21 protein-coding genes and 1 tRNA gene are annotated in these 22,416 nt (G+C 73.3%); 10 read left to right on the forward strand and 12 right to left on the reverse strand.

What is annotated here, in order from left to right:
• Positions 1 to 46 precede the first annotated feature (46 nt).
• Together H288_RS0126380 and H288_RS0126385 are read left to right on the forward strand one after the other, a co-directional pair.
• Positions 47 to 283 carry a DUF4170 domain-containing protein gene (locus H288_RS0126380; RefSeq protein WP_020095575.1) on the forward strand — a complete coding sequence of 79 codons (237 nt, stop codon included), beginning with the start codon at positions 47 to 49 and terminating at the stop codon, positions 281 to 283.
• Between the two features lie 226 nt (positions 284 to 509).
• The gene (locus tag H288_RS0126385) at positions 510 to 1,454 is read left to right on the forward strand and encodes a ribose-phosphate pyrophosphokinase (protein WP_012318471.1); all 945 of its coding nucleotides are present in this window, start codon (positions 510 to 512) and stop codon (positions 1,452 to 1,454) included.
• Positions 1,455 to 1,499: 45 nt separating this feature from the next.
• Here H288_RS0126385 and glgX read toward each other — a convergent pair whose 3' ends face one another.
• Both glgX and H288_RS0126395 read right to left on the reverse strand, forming a co-directional pair.
• Positions 1,500 to 3,623 carry a glycogen debranching protein GlgX gene (glgX, locus tag H288_RS0126390; protein ID WP_020095576.1) on the reverse strand — a complete coding sequence of 708 codons (2,124 nt, stop codon included), beginning with the start codon at positions 3,621 to 3,623 and terminating at the stop codon, positions 1,500 to 1,502.
• 54 nt (positions 3,624 to 3,677) lie between these two features.
• Complete coding sequence (locus H288_RS0126395; RefSeq protein ID WP_026605310.1) at positions 3,678 to 5,099, reverse strand: trehalose-6-phosphate synthase; 1,422 nt, start codon at positions 5,097 to 5,099, stop codon at positions 3,678 to 3,680.
• A gap of 430 nt (positions 5,100 to 5,529) precedes the next feature.
• Here H288_RS0126395 and H288_RS0126400 point away from each other — a divergent pair, with 430 nt between their 5' ends.
• The 4 genes from H288_RS0126400 (at position 5,530) to H288_RS32855 (ending at position 7,838) form a co-directional block, all read left to right on the forward strand.
• Positions 5,530 to 6,075 (forward strand): hypothetical protein, encoded by a 546-nt coding sequence (locus H288_RS0126400; RefSeq protein ID WP_020095578.1) that lies wholly within the window; start codon positions 5,530 to 5,532, stop codon positions 6,073 to 6,075.
• A gap of 4 nt (positions 6,076 to 6,079) precedes the next feature.
• Positions 6,080 to 6,517: a phage holin family protein gene (locus H288_RS0126405; protein ID WP_020095579.1), complete on the forward strand. Its 438-nt coding sequence runs from the start codon at positions 6,080 to 6,082 to the stop codon at positions 6,515 to 6,517.
• 5 nt (positions 6,518 to 6,522) lie between these two features.
• Positions 6,523 to 6,894, forward strand: a complete 372-nt coding sequence (locus H288_RS0126410) for a DUF3618 domain-containing protein (RefSeq protein ID WP_020095580.1) — start codon at positions 6,523 to 6,525, stop codon at positions 6,892 to 6,894.
• Between the two features lie 119 nt (positions 6,895 to 7,013).
• A complete protein-coding gene (locus H288_RS32855) occupies positions 7,014 to 7,838 on the forward strand; it encodes a hypothetical protein (RefSeq protein WP_020095581.1) in 825 nt (274 codons plus the stop codon).
• A gap of 170 nt (positions 7,839 to 8,008) precedes the next feature.
• Here H288_RS32855 and H288_RS0126420 read toward each other — a convergent pair whose 3' ends face one another.
• The 3 genes from H288_RS0126420 to H288_RS0126430 form a co-directional block, all read right to left on the reverse strand.
• Positions 8,009 to 9,526: a malonyl-CoA synthase gene (locus H288_RS0126420; RefSeq protein ID WP_020095582.1), complete on the reverse strand. Its 1,518-nt coding sequence runs from the start codon at positions 9,524 to 9,526 to the stop codon at positions 8,009 to 8,011.
• A 116-nt stretch (positions 9,527 to 9,642) separates the two neighbouring features.
• Complete coding sequence (locus H288_RS0126425) at positions 9,643 to 11,052, reverse strand: malonyl-CoA decarboxylase (RefSeq protein WP_020095583.1); 1,410 nt, start codon at positions 11,050 to 11,052, stop codon at positions 9,643 to 9,645.
• Between the two features lie 251 nt (positions 11,053 to 11,303).
• A complete protein-coding gene (locus H288_RS0126430) occupies positions 11,304 to 11,495 on the reverse strand; it encodes a hypothetical protein (RefSeq protein ID WP_012318462.1) in 192 nt (63 codons plus the stop codon).
• Between the two features lie 333 nt (positions 11,496 to 11,828).
• Between H288_RS0126430 and H288_RS0126435 the strand changes: the two genes are divergently transcribed.
• Positions 11,829 to 13,004 carry an MFS transporter gene (locus H288_RS0126435; RefSeq protein WP_020095584.1) on the forward strand — a complete coding sequence of 392 codons (1,176 nt, stop codon included), beginning with the start codon at positions 11,829 to 11,831 and terminating at the stop codon, positions 13,002 to 13,004.
• Here H288_RS0126435 and cobD read toward each other — a convergent pair.
• Entirely contained in the window at positions 12,997 to 14,031 is a 1,035-nt protein-coding gene (gene cobD, locus H288_RS0126440) for a threonine-phosphate decarboxylase CobD (RefSeq protein ID WP_051123785.1), read from the reverse strand. The genes H288_RS0126435 and cobD overlap by 8 nt on opposite strands.
• On the opposite strand from cobD, the gene cbiB reads away from it, so the two are divergent.
• On the forward strand, positions 14,023 to 15,018 hold the full coding sequence (gene cbiB / locus H288_RS0126445; RefSeq protein WP_020095586.1) for an adenosylcobinamide-phosphate synthase CbiB: 996 nt from the start codon (positions 14,023 to 14,025) through the stop codon (positions 15,016 to 15,018). The two genes, cobD and cbiB, sit on opposite strands and share 9 nt — an antisense overlap.
• 175 nt (positions 15,019 to 15,193) lie before the next feature.
• Entirely contained in the window at positions 15,194 to 16,108 is a 915-nt protein-coding gene (locus tag H288_RS0126450; RefSeq protein ID WP_020095587.1) for an NAD(P)-dependent oxidoreductase, read from the forward strand.
• A 41-nt stretch (positions 16,109 to 16,149) separates the two neighbouring features.
• Here the strand turns inward: H288_RS0126450 and H288_RS35755 are convergent, their stop codons facing one another.
• The 5 genes from H288_RS35755 to cobU form a co-directional block, all read right to left on the reverse strand.
• Positions 16,150 to 16,326, reverse strand: coding sequence for a hypothetical protein (locus tag H288_RS35755; RefSeq protein WP_010687019.1), 177 nt, complete (start codon positions 16,324 to 16,326; stop codon positions 16,150 to 16,152).
• A 101-nt stretch (positions 16,327 to 16,427) separates the two neighbouring features.
• Positions 16,428 to 17,774 (reverse strand): MFS transporter, encoded by a 1,347-nt coding sequence (locus H288_RS0126460; protein WP_020095589.1) that lies wholly within the window; start codon positions 17,772 to 17,774, stop codon positions 16,428 to 16,430.
• A 78-nt stretch (positions 17,775 to 17,852) separates the two neighbouring features.
• Positions 17,853 to 19,295, reverse strand: coding sequence for a cobyric acid synthase (locus tag H288_RS0126465; RefSeq protein ID WP_020095590.1), 1,443 nt, complete (start codon positions 19,293 to 19,295; stop codon positions 17,853 to 17,855).
• Between the two features lie 35 nt (positions 19,296 to 19,330).
• Positions 19,331 to 19,933 (reverse strand): cob(I)yrinic acid a,c-diamide adenosyltransferase, encoded by a 603-nt coding sequence (gene cobO, locus H288_RS0126470; RefSeq protein ID WP_020095591.1) that lies wholly within the window; start codon positions 19,931 to 19,933, stop codon positions 19,331 to 19,333.
• Positions 19,930 to 20,472, reverse strand: coding sequence for a bifunctional adenosylcobinamide kinase/adenosylcobinamide-phosphate guanylyltransferase (gene cobU, locus H288_RS0126475; RefSeq protein ID WP_026605311.1), 543 nt, complete (start codon positions 20,470 to 20,472; stop codon positions 19,930 to 19,932). The genes cobO and cobU overlap by 4 nt, the downstream gene beginning before the upstream one ends.
• A 162-nt stretch (positions 20,473 to 20,634) precedes the next feature.
• Between cobU and H288_RS0126480 the strand changes: the two genes are divergently transcribed.
• Positions 20,635 to 20,710 (forward strand) — tRNA-Glu (locus H288_RS0126480).
• 276 nt (positions 20,711 to 20,986) lie between these two features.
• Here H288_RS0126480 and H288_RS0126485 read toward each other — a convergent pair.
• Positions 20,987 to 22,093: a ring-opening amidohydrolase gene (locus tag H288_RS0126485; RefSeq protein WP_026605312.1), complete on the reverse strand. Its 1,107-nt coding sequence runs from the start codon at positions 22,091 to 22,093 to the stop codon at positions 20,987 to 20,989.
• Positions 22,094 to 22,416: the final 323 nt, after the last annotated feature.

Genomic DNA, 22,416 nt, shown 5'->3' on the forward strand with positions numbered 1-22,416 from the left:
GCGGGCCCGCCATTTGCGAGCGCCGCGCAGGAACGGAGGACGGGCCATGACGACGGAAATCGACAGCGACCAGAGACTGCACTTGGTCTTCGGCGGTGAATTGCAGGATCTCGACGGGGTCCGGTTCCGGGACATCAAGAACCTCGACATCGTCGGCATCTTCCCGGACTACGCCACCGCCCAGGCCGCGTGGCGGGCCAAGGCCCAGGCCACCGTCGACAGCGCGCAGACGCGCTACTTCGTGGTGCACCTGCACCGGCTGCTGGAGCCGCCGGCCCCCTGAGGGGACCGGGCGCGCGGGGATCCGAACCCGGGTCCGGGGCCGGGTCCGCCGCGCGCGTCCGCGGTGAGAGCGGGGTAAGAGCGCGGTGAGGGCGCGGCCGTGAAGGCATTGTGACACTTCCGGCCCGCTGCTAAGAGCCTCGCCCGTCATCGGATCGTTCCGGCTCCTCGGGAGACCGGTCTGAACAAGAGCGGCGGGAGGTCCGGCCGCGAGCGAGCGGCCGCCCATGAAATCCTCGATCAAGATCATCGCCGGGAATGCCAGCCGGCCCCTGGCCGAGGCGATCGCGGCCTATCTCGAATTGCCGCTCGCCAAGTGCATGGTCCGGCGCTTCGCCGACATGGAGATCTTCGTCGAGCTCCAGGAGAACGTGCGCGGCGAGGACGTGTTCATTGTCCAGTCGACCTCGTTCCCGGCGAACGACCACCTGATGGAGCTGCTGATCATGATCGACGCCGCGCGCCGGTCCTCGGCCCGGCGCATCACGGCGGTGATCCCGTATTTCGGCTACGCGCGGCAGGACCGGCGCACCTCCGGCCGCACCCCGATCTCGGCCAAGCTGGTGGCGAACCTGATCACCGAGGCGGGCGCCGACCGCGTCCTGACCCTCGACCTCCACGCCGGCCAGATCCAGGGCTTCTTCGACATCCCCACCGACAACCTGTTCGCCGCCCCCGTGATGGTGCGCGACATCAAGGAGCGGCTGCCGAGCGCCGACCGGATGGTGGTCTCGCCGGACGTCGGCGGCGTGGTCCGGGCCCGGGCCATCGCCAAGCGGATCGACTGCCCGCTGGCCATCGTCGACAAGCGCCGCGAGCGCCCCGGCGAGTCCGAGGTGATGAACATCATCGGCGAGGTCGAGGGCCGCTCCTGCATTCTCGTGGACGACATCGTCGATTCGGGCGGCACCCTGGTCAACGCCGCCGAGGCCCTGCTCAACGCCGGCGCCAAGGACGTCTCGGCCTACATCACGCATGGCGTGCTGTCGGGCGGCGCGGTCTCGCGCATCGCCGCCTCGCGGATGAAGGAGCTGGTGATCACCGACTCGATCCAGCCGACGCAGGCCGTCAAGCTCGCCCGCAACATCCGGGTGGCGACGATCGCGCCGCTGCTCGGCGAGGCGATCGGCCGGACCGCGACCGAATCCAGCGTCTCCAGCCTGTTCGACTGACGGCGCCGTCCGGCCGATTCCGGCCGGCCCTGAGGCGCCCCGCCCCTACCGGCCCGGCACCCAGCCGCCCCGGTTGCCGGTCTCGGTGCCCGGCGCGGTGAGCACCAGGACCGTGCGGCCCGGCAGCGGCACGGCGGTCCCGGCCGCGATCGCCGGCGCGCCGGGGGTGCGGGCGCCCGCGGGCTCGCCCGTGTCGAAGGCCGGCGTCCACGGGCCGCCGATCACCGGGGCGAGGCGGAAGCTGACGGCCTCCGCCCCGGCATTGAACAGCATCAGCAGGCGCTCGCCCGGGTCGCCGTCGTTGCCGATCTGCATGCCGAACACCTGGAGCCCGTCGTCGGACCAGTGCCGGACCTCCATCTCGATGCCCTCGGGGGAGAGCCAGTGCACGTCGCGCAGGGGCTCGTCGGGGTCGATCAGCGCGCCCGTGAAGAAGCGCCGCCGCCGCAGGGCCGGTTGGGCCCGGCGCAGGGCCAGCAGGTTGGCCACGAAGTCCGTGAGGGCCGGATCCGGATCGACGCTCCAGTCCATCCAGCTCGTCGGGTTGTCCTGGGCGTAGGCGTTGTTGTTGCCGCCCTGGCTGCGGGAGCGCTCGTCGCCCATGAGCAGCATCGGGACGCCCTGGGCCAGCATCACCGTCGCCAGCATGTTGCGCTTCTGGCGGGCGCGGAGCGCCAGGATCGCCGCGTCGTCGGTGTCGCCCTCGACGCCGTAGTTGCGGCTGACGTTGTGGTTATGGCCGTCGCGGTTGTCCTCGCCGTTGGCCTCGTTGTGCTTCTCCTCGTACGACACCGTGTCGGCGAGCGTGTAGCCGTCGTGGCTGGCGATGAAGTTGACGCTGGCCAGCGGCGAGCGCCCGGACGGGGCGAACACCTCGCGCGAGCCGGTCAGCCCCTGCGTGACCTTGGCGAGCGTGGCGGAATCGCCCTTCCAGAAGCCCCGGGCGGCGTCGCGGAACTTGTCGTTCCACTCGCTCCAGCCGCGCGGGTAGCCGCCGAGCTGGTAGCCGCCCTCCCCGACATCCCACGGCTCGGCCACCATCTTGACCCGCGCCAGCACCGGGTCCTGCGCCACGGCCTGGAAGAACGCCGCCTGCGGGGTGAAGGCGAAGGGCGCCCGCCCGAGGCTCGAGGCGAGGTCGAAGCGGAAGCCCGCGATGCCGTAGGCGGTGACCCAGTGGCGCAGCGAATCGAGCACGAGCTGCATCACCCGCGGGTGGCTCGCGTCGAAGGTGTTGCCGCAGCCGGTGCAGTCGCGGTTGCGGCGCGGGTCGGCGGGATCGAGCTTGTAGTAGCTGGCGTTGTCGATGCCGCGGAACGACAGGGTCGGGCCGGTATGGTCGCCCTCGGCGGTGTGGTTGTAGACCACATCGAGCCAGGTCTCGATCCCGGCGGCGTTCAGCTCCCGGATCGCCGCCTTCAGGCCGCCGAGGCCGCCCTCCCCCAGGTAGCGCGGCTCCGGGGCGAAGTAGCCCAGTGGCTGATAGCCCCAGAAATTGACGAGCCCCTTCTCCACCAGAAAGCGGTCGTCCGCGAAGGCCTGGATCGGCAGCAGCTCCAGGGCGGTGACGCCGAGCTTGACGAGGTGCTCGATGATCGCCGGGTGGGCGAGCGCCCCGTAGGTGCCGCGCTCCGCCTCGGGAATGTCGGGATGGGTGCGGGTCAGCGCCTTGACGTGCGCCTCGTACACCACCGTCTCGGCGAGCGGCCGGCGGACCGGGTTGAGGGCGAGGTCGGGCACCTCCGGCGCGGTGACCACGCAGCGCGGCATGTAGACCGCGCTGTCGCGCCGGTCGATCCGGTCCTCGCGCCCGCCGCCCCGGCGGTGGCCGTAGAGCGCGTCGTGCCAGCGGATCCGGCCGCGGATCTCCCGCGCGTAGGGGTCGAGGACGAGCTTCGAGGCGTTGAACCGGTGGCCCGCCGCCGGGTCCCAGGGGCCGTGCACTCGGTAGCCGTAGAGCTGGCCCGGCAGCACGCCGCGCAGGTAGCCGTGCCAGACGTCGTCGGTCCGGCAGGGCAGCCGCACCGTGCGGGTCTCGTGCCGCTCCCCCGGCTCGAACAGGCAGATGTCGACCGCGGTGGCGTGCTCGGAGAACAGGGCGAAGTTGACGCCGCGCCCGTCGAAATGGGCGCCGAGCGGTGCCGGTACCCCGTCGTCGACGGCGATCATGCGGGGCGTCCGGTCACACGGATGGCGGCGGGCGGGAGCAGCGGGAGGCGCCGGCTATTCGGCGGCCGCGGCGGCGGTGGGCGGCTCGCGCTCGACCGTGCGGAAGTTCTCGAGTTCCGCCAGGAAGTTGCGCGCCCACCAGTCGACGTCCTCGCGGGTCATGCGCTCGACCATCGGCTTCCAGCGCGCCAGCCGCTCGGCCTTCGGCATGTAGAGGGCCGCGCGGATCGCCTCGGCGACCTCGAACCGGTCGTAGGGGTTGATCAGCAGCGCCTCGGGCAGCTGCCGGGCGGCGCCGGCGAATTTCGACAGGACCAGCACCCCCGGATCGTCCTCGCTCTGGGCGACGACGTACTCCTTGGCGACGAGGTTCATGCCGTCGCGCATCGGCGTGACGAGCCCGACCCGGGCGGCCCGGTAGAGGCCGGCCAGCACGGGCCGCGGATAGGCCTTGGTGATGTACTGGATCGGCGTCCAGGCCGGGTCGCCGAGCGAGCCGTTGATCTCGCCGACCTTCTCGTTCACCTCGCGGGCGAGCTGCTCGTATTCCGGCACCTCGCTGCGGGATTTCGGCGTGATCTGGATGTAGGTGACGTTGCCGCGCTGGTCGGGATTCGAGGCGAAGAAGCTCTCCACCGCCTCCATCCGCTCGGGCACGCCCTTGGAATAGTCGAGCCGGTCGACGCCGATCAGCAGCTTGCGGGTGCGCAGGCCCGCGATGGTCTCGCGCACGACCTTGTTGGAATTGGCCTTCTCGGCGGCCTCCTTGAAGCCCGCGACGTCGATGCCGATCGGGAAGGCGCGGATCCGGGTCCGGCGGCCGTCGACCATCAGCGAGCCGCCGCCGAGCGGGATCGCCCGCTGGGTATCGACGAGGTTGCGCTGCAGGTTCTGGACGTCCGCCTCGGTCTGCAGGCCGATCAGGTCGTAGTCGACGATGGCGCGCAGTAGTTCGGTGCTCGCCGGCAGCGAGTTGAACACGTCGGCGGCGGGCCAGGGGATGTGGTGGAAGTAGCCGATCGGGTTGTCGAGCCCGAGTCCGCGCAGCTCGGCGGCGAGCGGCAGCAGGTGGTAATCGTGGACCCAGATGATGTCGTCGGGCTCGACCAGCTTGGCCAGCGCCCGCGCGAAGGTCCGGTTCACGCGGCTGTAGCCGGCATAGTCCGAGCGCGAGAAGGCGCCGAGCCCGAGCCGGTAATGCATGATCGGCCACAGGGCGCGATTCGCGAAGCCGGCGTAGTATTCCAGGTGATCCTGCGGCGAGAGGTCGACGACGGCGTACTGGACCCGGCCCCGATCAATCAGCGTCGGCTCCTCGGACGGCTCGTCCGTGATGGTGCCGCTCCAGCCGAACCACAGACCTTCGTAGGCCGTGAAGGCCTCCTTGACCGCGACGGCGAGGCCGCCCGCCGCCACCGCCTTGCCGCCCTCCTCCGGGACGGCGACGCGGTTCGATACGATCACAAGGCGTGCCACGCGGGTCGGCTCCGGATCAGGGGCGCGGGTCGGGTCGAGGATATCGCCGCGCCTGCATCGGGACGTCACTACTATGTCAGAACGCGCGGAGGCCCTGCGCGATCCTTTGTCGGTCGTCCCGCAACCCAAGCGTGAAGCCGGGCGCGGGTCAAGTCGAGGCCCTGCCGTTCCGGGACAGGGCGGCCGCTCCGTCCCGGTCGGGCGCCCCGGTCGGGCGCCCCATGCGAGCGTTGTACAAGCGTGGCGGTTCTGGCAGATCTTGCCTGAACGGCGCGTGAGCGGTGCCGCCCGTCGCGCCGGACCCCGCGCATGCATCGGAAGGGCGCACAGGGACCGGAACCCGCGACAGCCGAGTCGGTTACTCAGCCATCGCGGGGCCCGCGGCCGCCGCGAGCGGCCCCGTTCCCGCGCCGCGAGGAGTGTTTTCGAGATGGCCGGCAACGAGTTACCGCAAGGCACCCCCGCGGATCCGATCGCGGATCCGCACCGCGAGGGGCCGCACGCCGCGCCGCACGACGCGCCCCACACCGCCGGGGAGGAGCGCGCGCAGTGGCGGGCCCTCCAGGGCGACGTCGAGGGGCTCGCCGACGTGGCGGCCGAGCGCGGGCGCGGCCTGCTCGACGCGGCCCGGCTGCAGGCGCAGAGCTACGTCGAGCAGCGCAAGAGCGACGCCGCGCAGTCGGTCCACGACCTGGCGCAGACGATCCGCAATTCCGGCCGCGATCTCGGCGACAAGCCGAACGTCCGCGCCTTCTTCGACAGCGCCGCCGACGGGCTGGAGCAACTCGGCTCCTCGATCGAGCGCCGCAGCCTCGGCGAGTTCTACAGCGAGGCCGAGTCCTTCGCCCGGCGCGCGCCGGTGGCGGTGGCCGTGGGGACCTTCGTGGCCGGCCTGATCGCCGCCCGCTTCATCAAGTCGTCCAGCCTGCCGCCGGAGGCGCCGGACGGCGACGCCCGCGACAGCTTCCGGGCCTGACGCCATGACCTACGGCTCCGACCCGCGCCAGACGGGCCCCTCCACGGGCCCAGCCACGGGCCCCTCCAGCATCCAGAGCCTGATCGGCGACGCCCTGCGGGAGACCAACGAGCTCGCCCGCAAGGAGATCGCGCTGTTCCGGGCCGAGATGGCCGGCAACGTCCGCCAGCTCATCGTCGGCCTCGCCTGCATGGTCGGCTCGGCGGTGTTCGCCGTGGTCGCCCTGCTGGTGCTGATCGGCGCCTTCGTGAAGTGGCTCGCCACCATCGTAGGCTCCGAGTGGCTCTCGGCCCTGATCGTCGGCGGCGTTCTGCTGCTCCTCGCCCTCGGGATGGCCCTGTGGGCGCGCAGCGTCCTCTCCCTCTCGACCCTGGCCCCGAAGCGCACGACGCGCCAGGTCCGCCAGGATGCCCAGGCCCTCTCGGAGCGCGTGTCCGGATGAGTACGATGAACGACCTCGAGAAGGAGATCGAGGAGAGCCGCGCCCGGCTCGACGATACGATCGACCGCATCCAGGGCCGGCTCTCGGTGCCGAATCTCGTGGACGAGATGCTGGGCAATGCCCGGCGGGTGCCGGCGCTGAACACGACCTACGATTCGGCCCTGGAGGCGGTGCGCCGCAATCCCGTGCCGGTGCTGCTGATCGCGGCAGGCGTCGGCCTGCTGTTCAACCGGATGGCCCGCGACGCCCAGCGCCGCCGCACCGAGGTCTCGGCCGAGCGCGTGCCCACCCTGAACACCGGCGCGGCGCGCGGCTACGACCCCGACCGCCCGACGGTCCGCCCGGCCCGCGATCCGCTGGACACGACCGAGATCTGAGGACCGGACCCGTCCGGGTCCGGCCGGATCCGGGACGAGACACCGTGCCGCCCGGCCGGACGACCGGGCAGACCGGCACCGAAGGCGGGCCGGCGAGACCGACATCTGAGGACAGCGCCATGACCGACAAGCCGGGTATCCCCTCCAGCACCCCCGAGCAGCTCGCCGCCGCGGCGGGGATGCCGCACGGCGCCGACGACAAGAGCCTGCGGCCGGATCCGACCGGCCTCGGCGACCCGGGCGCGCCCGGCACCGCCGCGGGCGACTTCACCCTCCGGCCGGATCCGCGCGGCCTGCACGACCCGCTTCGGCCCGGCGCGGCGACGGGCTCGCACGACGCCGCCCATGACACTGCCCAGGACGCTGCCCAGGACGCTGCCCAGGACGCCGCTTCGGCCGCGAAGGACGGCATCCGGGTGGCGGGCGACCGGGCCACCGAGTTCGCCGGGCAGGCGCGCCGCACCGTCTCGGGCCTCGCCGACGACATCAACGACCGCCTCGGCGGGGCGGCCGATCAGGCGCGCGACCGCGCCACCGCGGCCTACGACGAGGCCCGGGAGCGGGCCGGCGCCCTCCATCGCCGCAACATGCGGGCGCTGGACGACCTGACCAACCAGGGGATCGAGGGGATCAACCGCGGGCGCACCGCCGTCGAGCGCTTCGTGGACGACAACCCGCTCCTCGTCGGCGTCGTCGGCGTGGCCGCGGGCCTGCTCCTCGGCGCGCTGCTGCCGCGCACCCGCCAGGAGGACCGGAGCATCGGTCCCTGGGCCGACGAGGTCCGCGACCAGGGCCTGCGCTACGCCCGCGAGGTGACCAATATCGGCCGCGAGTTCGTCCAGACCGCCCTCGACCCGGACAATCTCAACGCCGCCGCCCGCAAGGTGGTCGATCCGGAGAGCCACACGCCGCCCGCGGGCGAGCGGACGCAGCACAATCTCTGATTCGGTGGCCGAGGCCCCTCCGTGGGGGCCTCGGCGCCGTCATCCCGGGCGAGGCGACGTGCCCCGGAGTTGCGCGACGTCGAGCAGCGTGGCGCCGCCTGGATTGCTCCGCTCGCAGCGACGCGGTGGCCGGATCCTCGCTCCGTCGACCCTCCTGACAGGACGGCGCGTCAGTCCCGGTACAGCCCCGCATGCGCCTCGCGGAGCAGGTTCTTCTGGACCTTGCCCATCGTGTTGCGCGGCAACTCGTCCACGAACAGGACCCGCTTGGGGCACTTGAACCGGGCGAGGCGCCCCTCCAGGGCGGCCTGCACGCCGGCCTCGTCCGGGCAGCCGGCGCCGCCCACCACCACGGCGGTGACGGCCTCGCCGAAATCCGGGTGCGCCAGGCCGATCACGGCGGATTCGACCACGCCCGGCAGGGCGTCGATCTCGGTCTCGACCTCCTTCGGGTAGACGTTGAAGCCCCCCGAGATGATCAGGTCCTTGCCGCGCCCGACGATGTGGACATAGCCCCGGCCGTCGACCTTGCCGAGGTCGCCGGTGATGAAGAACCCGTCGGCCCGGAACTCGGCGGCGGTCTTCTCGGGCATGCGCCAGTAGCCCTGGAACACGTTCGGGCCCTTCACCTCGATCATGCCGACCGCGTCGGGCCCGAGGGCCGCGCCGGTCTCGGGATCGACCACCCGCAGGGACACGCCCGGCAGGGGGAAGCCCACCGTGCCGGCGACCCGGTCCCCCGCGTAGGGGTTCGAGGTGCTCATGTTGGTCTCGGTCATGCCGTAGCGCTCGAGGATGGCGTGACCCGTGCGGGCCTGCCATTCCCGGTGCGTCTCGGCGAGCAGCGGCGCCGAGCCCGACACGAACAGGCGCATGCCCCGGGCCGCCTCCGGCGTCAGGCCCGGCTCCTTGAGGAGCCGGGTGTAGAAGGTCGGGACGCCCATCAGGGCGGTCGCCCGCGGCATCAGGCTCAGGATCAGCTTCGGGTCGAGCCGGGGCAGGAACAGCATGGAGCCGCCGCTCGCCAGCACCGTGTTGGTCGCCACGAACAGGCCGTGGGTGTGGAACACCGGCAGGGCGTGGATCAGCACGTCGTCGGCGGTGAAGCGCCAGTACGCGACCAGCGTCCGGGCATTCGACGCGAGGTTGTCGTGGGTCAGCATGGCGCCCTTGGAGCGCCCGGTCGTGCCCGAGGTGTAGAGGATCGCCGCGAGATCCTCCGGACCCCGGGGCACGTCCGCGAAGGCGGCGCCCGCATCGGCGGCCCGGTCAGCAGCCTCCGCGGCGCTGCCGCCGCCCGCCGCGTCGAGGGTCCAGACCTGCCGGACGCCGGCGGCGGCCTCGGCGAGCGCGTCGCGCCGGCCCGGGTCGCAGACGAACACGGTCGGCTCGGCGTCGCCCAGGAAGTAGCCGATCTCCGCCGGGGTGTAGGCGGTGTTGAGCGGCAGGAACACGGCGCCGGCCCGGACCGCGCCGAGATACAGGAAGATCACCTCGGGGCTCTTCTCGACCTGCACGGCCACCCGGTCGCCGGGCGCGACGCCCGCCGCCCGCAGGGCCGCCGCGTAGGCGCCGGAGCGGGCGATCAGGTCCGCGTACGCGTAGCGGCGCCCGTCCGGCGTCTCGATCACGGTCTTGGCGGGATCGGCGGCGCCGTCCCGCACCAGGGAGAAGAGGTGGTTCGTCATCGTGAGGCTGGGCTATCACGGGCTATGGGTCGCGCGCACCCATAGCCGCCCGGAGGCCCCCTCGGCGAGCCCTTTCCGGCGGCGCGTCGTCCGCGCGGCCCGGTGAGTCGCGACGCCTACGCCTCGGCGAGCACCACGGCCCGGGGCGGCGGCAGCTTGGCGCGCAGTTCCCGGGTCACCGCCGGCGCCGCCACCACGGTGCCGAGATTGGCGTAGGTCTCGTGGTTCCGCTCGATGGCCGCGAGGTCGTAGAGGTAGTTGACCATCAGCCCGTGGGACTGCGCCAGCCCCTTCTTGGAGGTGTCGCCCAGGAAGTTGATCCGGTCGAGGCGCGCGCCGTTGCCGAGATGGAACCGGGCCACCGGGTCGAGGGGGCGCCCGCGCTCGTTCTTGGCGCGCAGGAAATAGGCGGCCGCGGCCGGGATCAGCGCCCGGCGCACCGTCTCGGCCCGGGCCTTGTCGGCCGGCCAGGCCGGGTCGTCCAGCGCCCGCAGGGTCTCTACATCCTCGGGCAGCAGGCCCTGCGGGCTGTCGGCCCGGCGCTCCCGCGCCAGCCACGCCGCGAAGCCCGGCACCGGCGAGAGCGTCACGAAGGTCTTGAGCGTGGGGACCTCGCGGGTCAGGTCCTCGACCACCTGCTTGATCAGGAAGTTGCCGAAGGTCACGCCGGCGAGGCCCTTCTGGCAGTTCGAGATCGAGTAGAACACCGCCGTGGTGGCCGCCTGCGGCTGCAGCGGCTTGCGCTCCTGCGACAGGATCGGGGCGATCGCCGGGGCGATCTGGTCGGTGAGCGCCACCTCGACGAAGATCAGCGGCTCGTCGGCGAGCGCCGGGTGGAAGAACGCGAAGCAGCGCCGGTCCGGCGGCTCGATGCGGGCGCGCAGGTCGTCCCAGCCGGAGATGGCGTGGACCGCCTCGTAGCGGATGATCTTCTCCAGGATGTGCGCCGGCGTCGTCCAGTCGATGTGGCGCAGCACGAGGAAGCCGCGGTTGAACCACGACGCGAACAGGTGCTCGAAGTCGCAGTCGAGGCTGTCGACGGCGTCCATCAGGGCGGGGTCGGCCTCGTCGCCGGCGCGCAGGGCCCGGCGCAGGTCGAACAGGTCCTCGCGCATCCGCACGAGGCTGAGCGTGCCGCCGCGGGCGAGGTTGAGGCGGCGAATCAGCTCCTGGCTGCGCGGCTCGGCGGCTTCGTGCAGGCTGCCCAGGCGGGCGCGGGAGGGGGCGGCGCGGTAGGCGGCGATGGCCTCGTCGACGGCGGCGTGGTCCGCGTCGAAGTCGAGGGCGATGGCCCGCAGGAAGGCGTGGCGCTCCGCCTGACCGAAGCTCGCGTAGCGGTCGAGGATCAGGCGGGCCAGCGCCACCCCGGAGGCCTCGCCGCGCCGGGAGATCAGGTCCTCGCAGAGCTTGACGAGGTCGCCGGCACTCGCCCGGGACGCGATGTCGCCGCGCCCGATCCCGATCAGGTCGCGGCCGCGCTCGCTGATGGTCTGAAGCAGGTCGCCGAAGAAGGAGATCGCCGCCATGACCTTCGCACTGACCCCCGATGACCCGGATTCGAGACGTGTCCGGTCCCGCGACGCCGGCTCGTCGGTCGGGCGCGGACGGAACGGGATCCGGACGCCGGCGGGCGTCCCGATCCGCCCGCCATTCTACGGCGCCGCGGCCGCCGCGACCAGAGCTTGACCGGTCGCCGACGCGGGGATCCCAGAGTGCGGGAGCGGCACGAAGATCGTGTGACGGGTGGGGCCGCGCGACGGGTCCGGCCGGGCGGTCGTCAGAGCCGCTCGGCCACGGTGGCGAGGTCCGCCCGCTCGCGCCAGTCGCCGACGCCGTGCTGGCGGGCGAAGCGCAGCTCCGCGGCGCGGCGGGCGCGCTCGGGATCGCGGGCCCGCGCGATCGCGACCGAGCCGATCGTGAACGGCACCCCGAGGATCTCCTTGGCGAAGTCGACGCGGTAGTTCGGCATCCCGTACTCCCTGCTGCGGCGGCCCCGGCGCCGTTCGCACGGAACGAAACCGCCCACTCGTTCGTAGTCCGGTCCATAAACCTCGCGAGGCCCGGCGCCCGGCGCATCGGTCGCGGCGCCCGCTGGCATGCGGGCGCCGCCGGCTGCGTCTGTTGCATATGGTGCGCCGCCGGCTCCGGTGAAGGGGCCCGGGGCGTCCCGGCAGGGATGCATCGCCGCAGCTTGCCCGGCGGCGCGCTCCGCCCGTATCGCTCGCCGCTCCGATCGCCCTCCCCACACGGACCCGACCATGGCTCTCCCGCGGCGGCCCACCCGCCTGCCCCCGACCCGGCCGTGACCGCACCCCTCGACGCGAAGGCCCGGCTCGGCCTGACGCTGATCGCCGGCGGGGCCGTGGCCAACATCTACTACAACCAGCCGCTGCTCGGCCTGATCGTGGCCGAGTTCGGCGACCGCGCCGCCCTGTGGGTGCCGACCACGGCCCTGGTCGGCTACGGGCTCGGCATCGTCGGGCTCGTGCCGCTCGGCGACGCCCTGCCGCGCCGCGCCCTGATCGTGGGGCAGTGCCTCGGCCTCGCCCTGGCCCTGCTCGCCGTGGGCCTCGCGCCGAACCTCGCCTGCCTCGCGCTCGCCCATCTGGTGGTCGGCGTGCTGTCCTGCGCGGCCCAGCAGGCGGTCCCGTTCGCGGCCGAGCTCGCCCCGGACGCGAGCCGCGGGCGGATCGTCGGCCAGGTCATGACCGGGCTCCTCACCGGCATCCTGCTCGCCCGCACGGCGAGCGGCTTCCTGGGGGCGCATCTCGGCTGGCGGCCGGTCTTCCTGGTCGCCTCCGTGCTGGCGCTCGCCATGGCAGGCATCGCGCGGGCCACCCTCCCCCACACGGTGCAGACGCACCCGCTGCGCTACCGCGCCCTGATGCTGTCGATCCTCCACCTCGCCCGCACGCAGCCGGTGCTGCGCACGGCGAGCCTGTCGCAGGCGCTGCTGTTCGCGGGCTTCAACGCCTTCTGGGCGACCCTGGCCCTGTTGGTCGAGGCGCCGCCCTTCGGCCTCACCGCCGCCGGGGCCGGGCTGTTCGGCGTGATCGGCGTCTGCGGGGCCTTCGTGGCGCCGATCTCGGGCCGCTTCACCGACCGCCGGGGCGCGAAGCCCGTGGTCCTCGGCGGCAGCCTGCTGGTCGCCCTGTCCTTCGTGGTCCTGTGGGGCGGGGGCACGTGGTCGCTCGCCGCGGTGGCGCTCGGCGTGCTGCTCATCGACATCGGCATGAACGGCGCGCTCATCGCCAATCAGACCCGGGCCTACGCGCTGGTCCCGGGCGCGCGGGGCCGCATCAACACCGTGCTGTTCACCACCCTGTTCGTGTTCGGGGCGCTCGGCGCCTATGCCGGTTCGCAGGCCTTCCTGCTCGTGGGCTGGCCGGGCGTCTGCGCGGTCGGCCTCGCCTTCTCGGCGCTGGCCGTGCTCGTGGCGGCCCGCGACCCGCACCCGCCGGGGGCTCGGCCTACTTGAGCACCCGCGACAGCCGACACCAGCCCGCCCTGTCGGGCGGAAGCCCGAAGCGCAGGCGCTCCGGGCGCCCGGCGAAGCGCCGCACCGCGATGCCGGCCGCCGCCAGCCGCCGGTAGAGGTCCGGCCCGTCGGGGAAATCGGCGGTCCGGAACAGGCAGGTGCCGCCGACGACCCGGCCGCCGGCCCGGGCGATCATCCGGTCGAGGCGGCCCGCATCCGCGGCCCGGGCCCGGGCGGCCTCGACGCGCCAGCCCGCGTCCGACAGGGCCGCGCGCCCGATCGCCAGGGCCGGGCCCGACACCGCCCAGGGTCCGAGCGCCGCGGCGATCCGGGCCGCCGTGCCGGGCTCGGCGACCGCGAAGCCGAGGCGCAGGCCGGCGAGCCCGTAGGTCTTGCCGAAGGAGCGCAGCACCACGGTGCCGGGCCCCGAGTCCGGTGCGGAGACGTGCGGGCACAGGCTCTCCACCGGCTCGAGGTCGGCGAAGGCCTCGTCGGCGACGAGCAGGCCGCCGCGCCGGCCGAGCGCCGCGGCGAGCGCCCGGCGCTCGGCCAGGGGATGGGTCCGCCCGTCCGGGTTGTTGGGATCGACGATCACCGCCACCCGGGCCGCGCCGAGGGCGTCGACGCTCGAGACCTCCGCCACCGCGTGCCCGGCCCGCGCCCAGGCGGCGGCGTGCTCGGCGTAGGTCGGCCCGAGAACCGCGACCCGGGTCGGGGCCAGGAGCCGGGGCAGGGTCTCGATCAGGACCTGCGTGCCGGGCGCGGGCACGACGTGGTCGGCGTCCGGCGCGCCGTAGGCCGCGGCGGCGGCCTCCCGGAGCGCGCGGACCTCGGCGGCCTCGGGCAGGCGCGCCCAGGCGCTGGCCTCCAGCGCGGGCACGGGATAGGGGACCGGGTTGATCCCCGTCGAGAGGTCGAGCCAGGGCTCCGGCGCGTCGGGAAAGGCTTGTCGGAGCCCGCCGAGATCGCCGCCATGCGCGATCGGGGCGGCCTCACGCGCGGGAACGCTCCACACCGAATGGTCCATCTGCCCGGTACGTTCGCCGACACGCTCGCCGTCCTCGCCGTCGCCCTCGGGATCGAGGCGGCGGCCGGCTATCCCGACGCGCTCTACAGGGCGGCCGGTCACCCTGTCACCTGGATCGGCCGGCTGATCACCGCCCTGGAGCGCGGCCTCAACCGCGGCTCGGCGCGCCGGCGGCGGGTCGCCGGCTGCCTCGCGCTGGCGCTGCTCCTCACCGCGGTGGGCCTGGCCGCCCTCGCCGTCGCGGCGCTGGCGGGGCTCGCCGGCCCCCTCCCCGCTCTGCTCCTCCTCGGCCTGCTCGGCGCGAGCCTGCCGGCGCAGCGCAGCCTGCACCAGCACGTCGCCGCCGTGGAGACGGCCCTGCGCGCGGGCGGCCTCGAGTCCGGGCGCCGGGCCGTGGCGATGATCGTGGGGCGCGACCCCGACCGCCTCGACGAGGCGGCTGTCTGCCGGGCCGCGATCGAGAGCCTGGCGGAGAACTTCTCCGACGGGATCGTGGCGCCGGCCTTCTGGATCGGCTGCCTCGGCCTGCCGGGGGGCGCCCTCTACAAGGCGGTCAACACCGCCGACAGCATGATCGGCCACCGCAGCCCGCGCTACGCCGCCTTCGGCTGGGCGGCGGCCCGGCTCGACGACGGCGTGAACCTGCCGGCCTCCCGGCTCGCGGGCCTGCTGATCGCCGGGGCGGCGGCCCTGCGCGGCGCCGACGCGCGCGGGGCGCTCCGGGCCATGGCCCGGGACGCGCGCCGGCACCGCTCGCCCAATGCCGGCTGGCCCGAATCCGCCATGGCGGGGGCGCTCGGCCTGCGGCTCGCGGGGCCGCGGGTCTATGACGGCACCCTCGTCCCGGACGCCCATATGGGCGACGGCCGGGACGCCGCCACGGCCGACGACATCGCCCGGGCGCTGGCCCTCTACCGCACCGCCTGCTGGCTGCAGGGCGGGCTCGTGCTGGCGCTCCTCGCGCTCTGCCTGTCGCTCACCGGCTGAGCCGTCCTCGCGAGCGGAGCGAAGCGCGCCAGGGCCGCGCGACCTCTGAGATCGTGGCGCCGACGGGATCGCTTCGCTCCGCTCGCAGAGACGGCGGCAATTCCCGATCGGGCCTTGGCACGGCCCGCGCACCGGACGCATCGTGGCCGGACGGGGCAGGATGAGGGAGACGCCGATGCGTGCCGTGTTCGTGGATGCCAGCGAGACCCTGGCGGCGGTGGCCCGGCGGCTGCTGCGGCCGGACGATCCGCCCTTCGCGGTCCACGCGGATCCCGGAATCGCGCCGCAGGACCTGCCCGCGATCCTCGACGGCGCCGAGACCGCGGTGATCGACCACACCGCCCTCCCCCTCGACGTGGCCCGGGCCTGCGCGGGCCTGAAGCACGTCGTGTTCCTCGGCACCGGCGCCCGCAGCTACATGGACCCGGAGGCGCTCCGGGACGCCCTCGGCGTCACCGTCCACACCATCAAGGGCTACGGCGACACCGCGGTCGCCGAGTGCGCCTTCGCGCTGATGTGGGCCGCCGCCCGCGGCCTGCCCGAGATGGACCGGGCGATGCGCGCCGGATCCTGGCTGCGCACCGAGGGGATCCAGCTCACCGGCAAGACCGTCGGCCTCGTCGGGTTCGGCGGGATCGCGGCCGAGATGGCGCGCCTCTGCCGGGGCGTGGGCATGCGGGTGCTCGCCTGGAACCGGACCCCGAAGACCCATCCCGGCGTCGACTTCGTCCCGCTCGACCGCCTGCTCGCCAAGAGCGACGTGGTCTCGCTCCACCTGCTCCTGACCGACGCGACGCGCGGCTTCCTGTCGGCCGCGCGGATCGCCGCGATGAAGCCCGGCGCGATGCTGATCAACACCGCCCGCGGGGCGGTGCTCGACGAGGACGCCCTGGTCGCGGCCCTGCGCACCGGCCACGTGGCGCGGGCCGGGCTCGACGTGTTCACCGTCGAGCCCCTGCCGCCGGATCACCCGCTGGCGCACCTGCCCAGCGTCACCCTGTCGGCGCACTCGGCGTTCCGCACGCCCGAGGCGAGCGACAACCTGATCGGCGCCGCCCTCGACCATTGCCGGCGGATCGCCGCCGGCTGACAGCTGCGCCGCGGGAGCGGCCGCCCCGGTGCTCGGCTCTCCTAGTGCTCGGTGCCCTGCATGTTCGGGCGCGGCTCGCCGCCGTGGTGGTGGATCACGCTGGAGCGCTCCGGGCTCCCCTTCGCGTCGGCGACCTGCTTCCGGGCCGCGGCGGCCAGGAACCAGATGCCGCCGAGCGTCCCGAAGGCGAGGATCATGAGCGGAAATCCCTGACTCATCGCGGTGCCCTCCTCGACGATGGCCCGCGGGCTTGCGGGTCTGCATCATCCTGCCGGTCATGCCGGCCTGAGGAAGGATAACGCACGAATCCGGACCGTGTTCAGGCCGGTCTCGCGGCCGTCGGCACCGCCCGCCGCGCCGCGTCGCGGCGCAGGGCGGAGAGCACCACGAACATGAGGCCGGCCCCCACGGCGAGGCAGGCGGCCAGGAACAGCATCGGCACGAGGTCGCTCTGGGTCTGGTCGCGGATGAACGGTACGGCGTTCTGGGCGACGAAGCCGCCGAGATTGCCGACCGAATTGATCGCCGCGATCCCGGCGGCCGCCGAGGCACCGCGCAGGAATGTCCCGGGCATCGACCAGAAGACCGGCTGGGCGGCGAAGGTCCCGGCCGCGGCCACGCACAGGCAGGCGAACTTCACGGCGTTGCCCGGCAGGACGACGGAGAGCGCGAGGCCCGCCGCCCCGACCAGCGCCGGCCCGACCACGTGCCAGGTCAGGGCGTTGCCCTGCGCCCCCGTGCGGGCGGCGTGGCGCGGCACCCACCACAGGGCGAAGGCCGTGGCGAGCCACGGGATGATGTTGAGGAAGCCGTTGGTGAGGTTCGAGACGCCGAAGCCCTTGACCACGGTGGGGAGCCAGTAGCCCAGGCCGTAGGCGGCGAGCGGCAGGGAAACGTAGACCCCGGCGAGCATCAGCACCCGCCGGTCGAGGAGCGCCGCGAACGGGTTGCCGTGGTCGACGTGGCCGCCGTCCTCGCGCTCGGCCCGGAGCGTGCGGGCGAGCCAGTCGCGCTGGGCCTGCGACAGCCAGGGGGCGGTCTCGGGGCCGTCCGGCAGGACGAACAGCACCACCGCGGCCATGAGGATCGCCGGCGCGCCGGTGGCCAGGAACACCCACTGCCAGCCCTGGAGGCCGAGGAGCCCGTCGAGACCCAGCAGCGCGCCGCCGATCGCCGCACCGACCGCGTTGGCGATGGCGCTGGCGATCATGAACCAGCCGATCATCCGCGCCCGGTGCGCTTGCGGGAACCACAGGGTCAGGGCGAACAGCACGCCGGGGAAGAAGCCGGCCTCCGCGGCGCCGAGCAGGAAGCGCAGCACGTAGAACATCGCCGTGCCCTGGGTGAAGCCCAGCAGGACGGTGACGATCCCCCAGGTGATCATGATCCGGGCGAACCAGATCCGCGCGCCGACCCGCTCCAGGAAGACGTTGGCCGGCACCTCGAACAGGAAGTAGCCGAGAAAGAACAGCGAGGCCCCGAGCCCGTAGGCGGTCTCGGAGAGGCCGAGGCTGCCGACCATCTCCAGCTTGGCGTAGGAGACGTTCTGCCGGTCGATATAGGCGATCAGGTAGAGCAGGCCGAGGAGCGGCATCAGCCGCAGGGTCACGGTCCGGACGGTGCTCGCGGCGAGATCCTCCCCGGCGGGGGACGGCGTGGGCGGCATGGGGCGTTCCTCCGGGGGCGTGCGGCCCTTCGTGGCGGGGCCGGCATAACACAGAGTAATCCCTGGCCCGCGCCCCGCCTACCGGGCAAGCGCCAGGAGGCGGTCGCAGTCGACATGGGCCGCGATGTGTCGCGCGAGGCCGTCCAGCGCCGCCTCGACCCCGGCCTCGTAGCCGGCGCCCGCCGAGGCGGTGCCCAGGCGCGCGAGCCACGCCGCCCGCTGGGCGTCGTCGGCGAAGAGGCCGTGCACGTAGGTCCCGGCCACGCGCCCGTCCGCCGAGACCGCCCCGTCCGGGCGCCCGTCGGCGAGGCGCAGCAGCGGCCGGTCCGCGTCGGGGCCCTCCGTCGCGCCGATATGCATCTCGTAGCCGGCGAACGGCACGCCGTCGGGCAGGCTCGTGCCGGTGACGGCGGCGAGGCGCTTCTCCGGCGTCATCACGGTGTCGACGGCGAGGAGCCCGAGGCCCGGCACCGTCCGGGGCGCCCCCTCGATCCCGTGCGGGTCGGCGAGGCTGTTGCCCAGCATCTGGTAGCCGCCGCACAGGCCGAGCACCCGGCCGCCCCGGCGGACATGGGCGCGCAGGTCGACGTCCCAGCCCTCCCGGCGGAAAGCCTCCAGGTCGTCGATCGTGGTCTTGGAGCCCGGCAGCAGCACGAGGGCGGCCCCGGCGGGGATCGGCGTTCCGGGCCGGACCAGCACCACCGACACGTTCGGCTCCGCCCGCAGCGGGTCGAGATCGTCGAAATTGGCGATGCGCGGCAGCACCGGCACCGCCACCGTGACGGAGCCGGCCCCGCGCGGGTCCGAGCCGGCGAGGCCCAGCACGTCCTCGGCCGGCAGGCGCGCGGCGTCGGGGAAGTGCGGCACGAGGCCGAGCGCCGGCCAGCCGGTCCGCTCGGCGATCAGCCGCATCCCGTCGGCGAACAGGCTCGGATCGCCGCGGAACCGGTTGACGAGGAAGCCGGCGACCATCGCGGCGTCCGCCGGGTCGATCACCGCCTTCGTGCCGACGAGGCTCGCGATCACCCCGCCCCGGTCGATGTCGCCGACCAGCACCACCGGCGTGTCGGTGGCCCGGGCGAAGCCCATATTGGCGATGTCGCCCGCGCGCAGGTTTATTTCCGACGCCGAGCCCGCGCCTTCGACCAGAACCAAGTCGGCCTCGTCCGCGAGCTGGGAGAAGCTGTCGAGGACGGCGGACATCAGCCGGGGCTTCCAGGCTTGGTAGTCGCGCGCCTTCACGGTGGCGACCATCCGGCCCTGCACGACCACCTGGGAGCCGACCTCGCTCTGCGGCTTCAGCAGGACCGGGTTCATGTGCACGGAGGGTGTCACCCGGGCGGCCCGGGCCTGGAGCGCCTGCGCCCGGCCGATCTCGCCGCCGTCGGCGGTGACGGCGGCGTTGTTCGACATGTTCTGCGGCTTGAACGGCCGGACCCTCAGGCCCCGCTCCGTGAAGGCGCGCGCGAGCCCCGCCACGATCAGGGACTTGCCGACATCGGAGCCGGTGCCCTGGATCATCAGGGCCTTCCTGGGCGCCGTCGCGCGCGGCGGGCTCAGAACTCGATCCCTTCCTGCGCCTTCACGCCGGCGGCGAAGTGGTGCTTGACGCTGCCCATCTCGGTGACGAGGTCGGCGGCCTCGATCAGGGCGGGCTTGGCGTTGCGGCCGGTGACGACGACGTGCAGGTCCGGCCGGCGCGCGCGCAGGGCGGCCAGCACCGCGCCGAGGTCGAGATAGTCGTAGCGCAGCGCGATGTTGAGCTCGTCGAGGACGAGCAGGCGGATCGCGGGATCGGCCATCAGGCCCTCGGCGACTGCCCAGGCGTGGCGGCAGGCGGCGATGTCCCGGGCCTTGTCCTGGGTCTCCCAGGTGAAGCCCTCCCCGAGGGTGTGCCACACGACCCTCTCGCCGAAGGCCGCCACGGCGTGGCGCTCGCCGGTGTCCCAGCCGCCCTTGATGAACTGCACCATGCCGACCCGCCAGCCGCGGCCGAGCGCCCGCAGCATCAGCCCCAGGGCCGCCGTGCTCTTGCCCTTGCCGGGGCCGGTATGGACGAGGAGCAGGCCCTTCTCGAGGGTTTTGCCCGCGACCTCGGCGTCCTGGACCGCCTTGCGCTTCTCCATCTTCTCGCGGTGGCGCGCGGCGTCGTCGCTCATGCGGAGGCTCCTGTCTCAGAGGTTCGCGGCTTCACCACCAGCGGCAGGCCGGCCACGGTCAGGACGACCCGGTCGGCCCGCGCGGCGAGCTGCTGGTGGAGGCGGCCGGCGGCGTCGCGGAATCGCCGGGCGAGGGCGTTGTCGGGGACGATCCCGAGCCCGACCTCGTTGCCGACCAGCACGAGCGGGCCCGGGACGTCGGCGCAGGCAGCGATGAGCCGCGCCGTCGCCTCCGCCACGTCGGCCTCCGCCAGGATCAGGTTGGTGAGCCAGAGCGTGAGGCAGTCGACCAGGACCGGTCCCTCGGCCTCGGCGACCGCCTCCGGCAGGGCGAGCGGCACGTCGCGGGTGCGCCAGGCGCCGCCGCGCCGCGCGCGGTGCTGGGCGATGCGGTCGACCATCTCGTCGTCGAAGGCCTGGGCGGTGGCGAGATAGAGCCACGGGCCGGGGCAGGCTTCGATCAGCCCCTCCGCGTAGGCGCTCTTGCCAGACCGCGCCCCGCCGAGGACGAGGGTCATGCGAGGGGTGGGCTGGGGCATGGCTCTCCATCGCCCCAACCCGGTGCGCGGTCAAACCCAGGACCGACAGTGTCAGGGTCTGTGACCTCAGGACCTGCAAACTCGGGACCTGTGGCACCTGTGCCGCGCCTGGACGGTTGCCGGGCGTCTCCGGTCCGACTATAGAACCCCGGCCCAGCCAGAGCGCCCTTCGTCTAGCGGTCCAGGACGTCGCCCTTTCACGGCGAAAACACGGGTTCGATTCCCGTAGGGCGCGCCAACAAAATCAAGCGCTTGGCTGCATCTGGCGGCCTGCCTAGCTTCTCTTGGGAAAAATTCGCGGCGAAATGGCTCCTGCCGTGTCCCCGTGGCTTGGCCTGTTCCTCATCGCCCTTGAATGCGCAGGCCGATTTCGCTGTTGCGGCCTTGCGCCCACTCTCGCAGCCTGATTTTCACCAACGGGCGGTTGCAGAGGGCCGGTGCAGGGCACCGGTCGAACGGCTTTGTCCCTGACTCTCGGCAATGCGGGCGCACTTCTGCTTCCCCGCTCCCGGCTTCAGTCCCTCACGCGGGCGATGACCGCTACCGGGCCGCCGCCATCCGGCCCCTGATGCTCAGCGCCGCCGGAGACGAAGAGGTCCGTCCGGCCGATCGCCGCGGCGGCCACGCCGCCGACCAGGGCGCGGGCGTGCCGGGTGGCGTTGATGTCGCTGTCGTCGTTCATGATGTGGCGCCGTCCCCGGATCAGGCCGTCATGGGAGGGCTCCGCTTTGGCGAGCAGGGCGATCACGCGCTCCGCCTCAGGAGGCGGCAACTGCCCCGCCTCCAGGAAGCCGAGGTCGGTGAGCACCCGCCGAATCGCGGACAGGTCGATGCCGTCGTCCATGACCCGGTGGGCGATGGCGAGCGGGCCGGTCCAGCCCTGGGCGTTGCCGAGCACGATGATCTCGTTGCGCATCAGCTCGATCCCCGCCGAGCAACTGGCGCGGCCGGAGAAGAGATCGCGTCGGGTGCCGATGGCGGAATCCGCGAGATGTTCGCGGTCGACCTCTCCTAGGGCGAGCGCGATGCCGAGCGCCGAGGCGCCGCGGGATAAGCCCATCGAGGCGTAGGTGTCGTGTGTGGCGACGCCGTGGCCCCGGGCGGCCGCCTCGGCGATCCGAGCGCTCGTCAGGAGCGGGCACTTCACCTGCACGAAATGCACGTCCGCGGGATCGGTGAGCCCCGCCTCTGCCATGGCCCGGCCGACCGCCGCCGCAGTCGCCTCGACCTGCGCCATCCGGCCGATCTCCTCCGCGCGGAACTCCTGGGTGAAGGCCGTGCCGATGGCGAGCGCCTTGCCCTCCGGCACCGCGGGGCCTTCACGCCGGGCGAGGACGAGGAAGTGCGGCGACAGCCCGCCTTCGGTGCCGCCGGACATGACGAGGGCGATCCGCGCTCCGACCTCCGCCGCCGTACAGCCGAGGGCGGTGGCGAGCGCCGTCTCCAGGGCCATCACCGCGAGCTGCCGGGTGAAGTCATTCACGCAGCCGTTGCCCTCGGTCTTGCCGAAGATCGCGACGATCTCGGTCGCGTCCACCGCCCCGGAGGCGACGAGGCCCATCACCTCGGAGACGTCGGCGGGATGCTGCGCGGGCACGCGGAAGACGAGGCATTCGGGCATGGGGGGACCGGGGTGGAACAAGAAGGGGCGCCGCCCTTCCATTCGGGCGATCCCGTCGTCTGTCCGCGTCCCGCGACGACAGAAACCGGCACGATCGGGTGGCCAGCACGGGCAAGCACAGACCGGACCATCTTCGGAGAATCCCCGAGCCTTCTACTGAGCGGGAGAAGCAACGCGTTGATCGGCTCCCGACGCCGAACCAGCAGGATGGCCCAATCTGTGGTAGAAGCAGATCGTCGCTAGACCACTCCATGCCGCCGTTCCGGTCGCGACCCTGGCTGTGTCGAAACCTCGATGGTGGTAGCTCTGTCCGGCACGCCCGG

It is taken from the genome of Methylobacterium sp. 285MFTsu5.1 (assembly GCF_000383455.1).
In the GTDB taxonomy this organism is placed as follows: domain Bacteria; phylum Pseudomonadota; class Alphaproteobacteria; order Rhizobiales; family Beijerinckiaceae; genus Methylobacterium.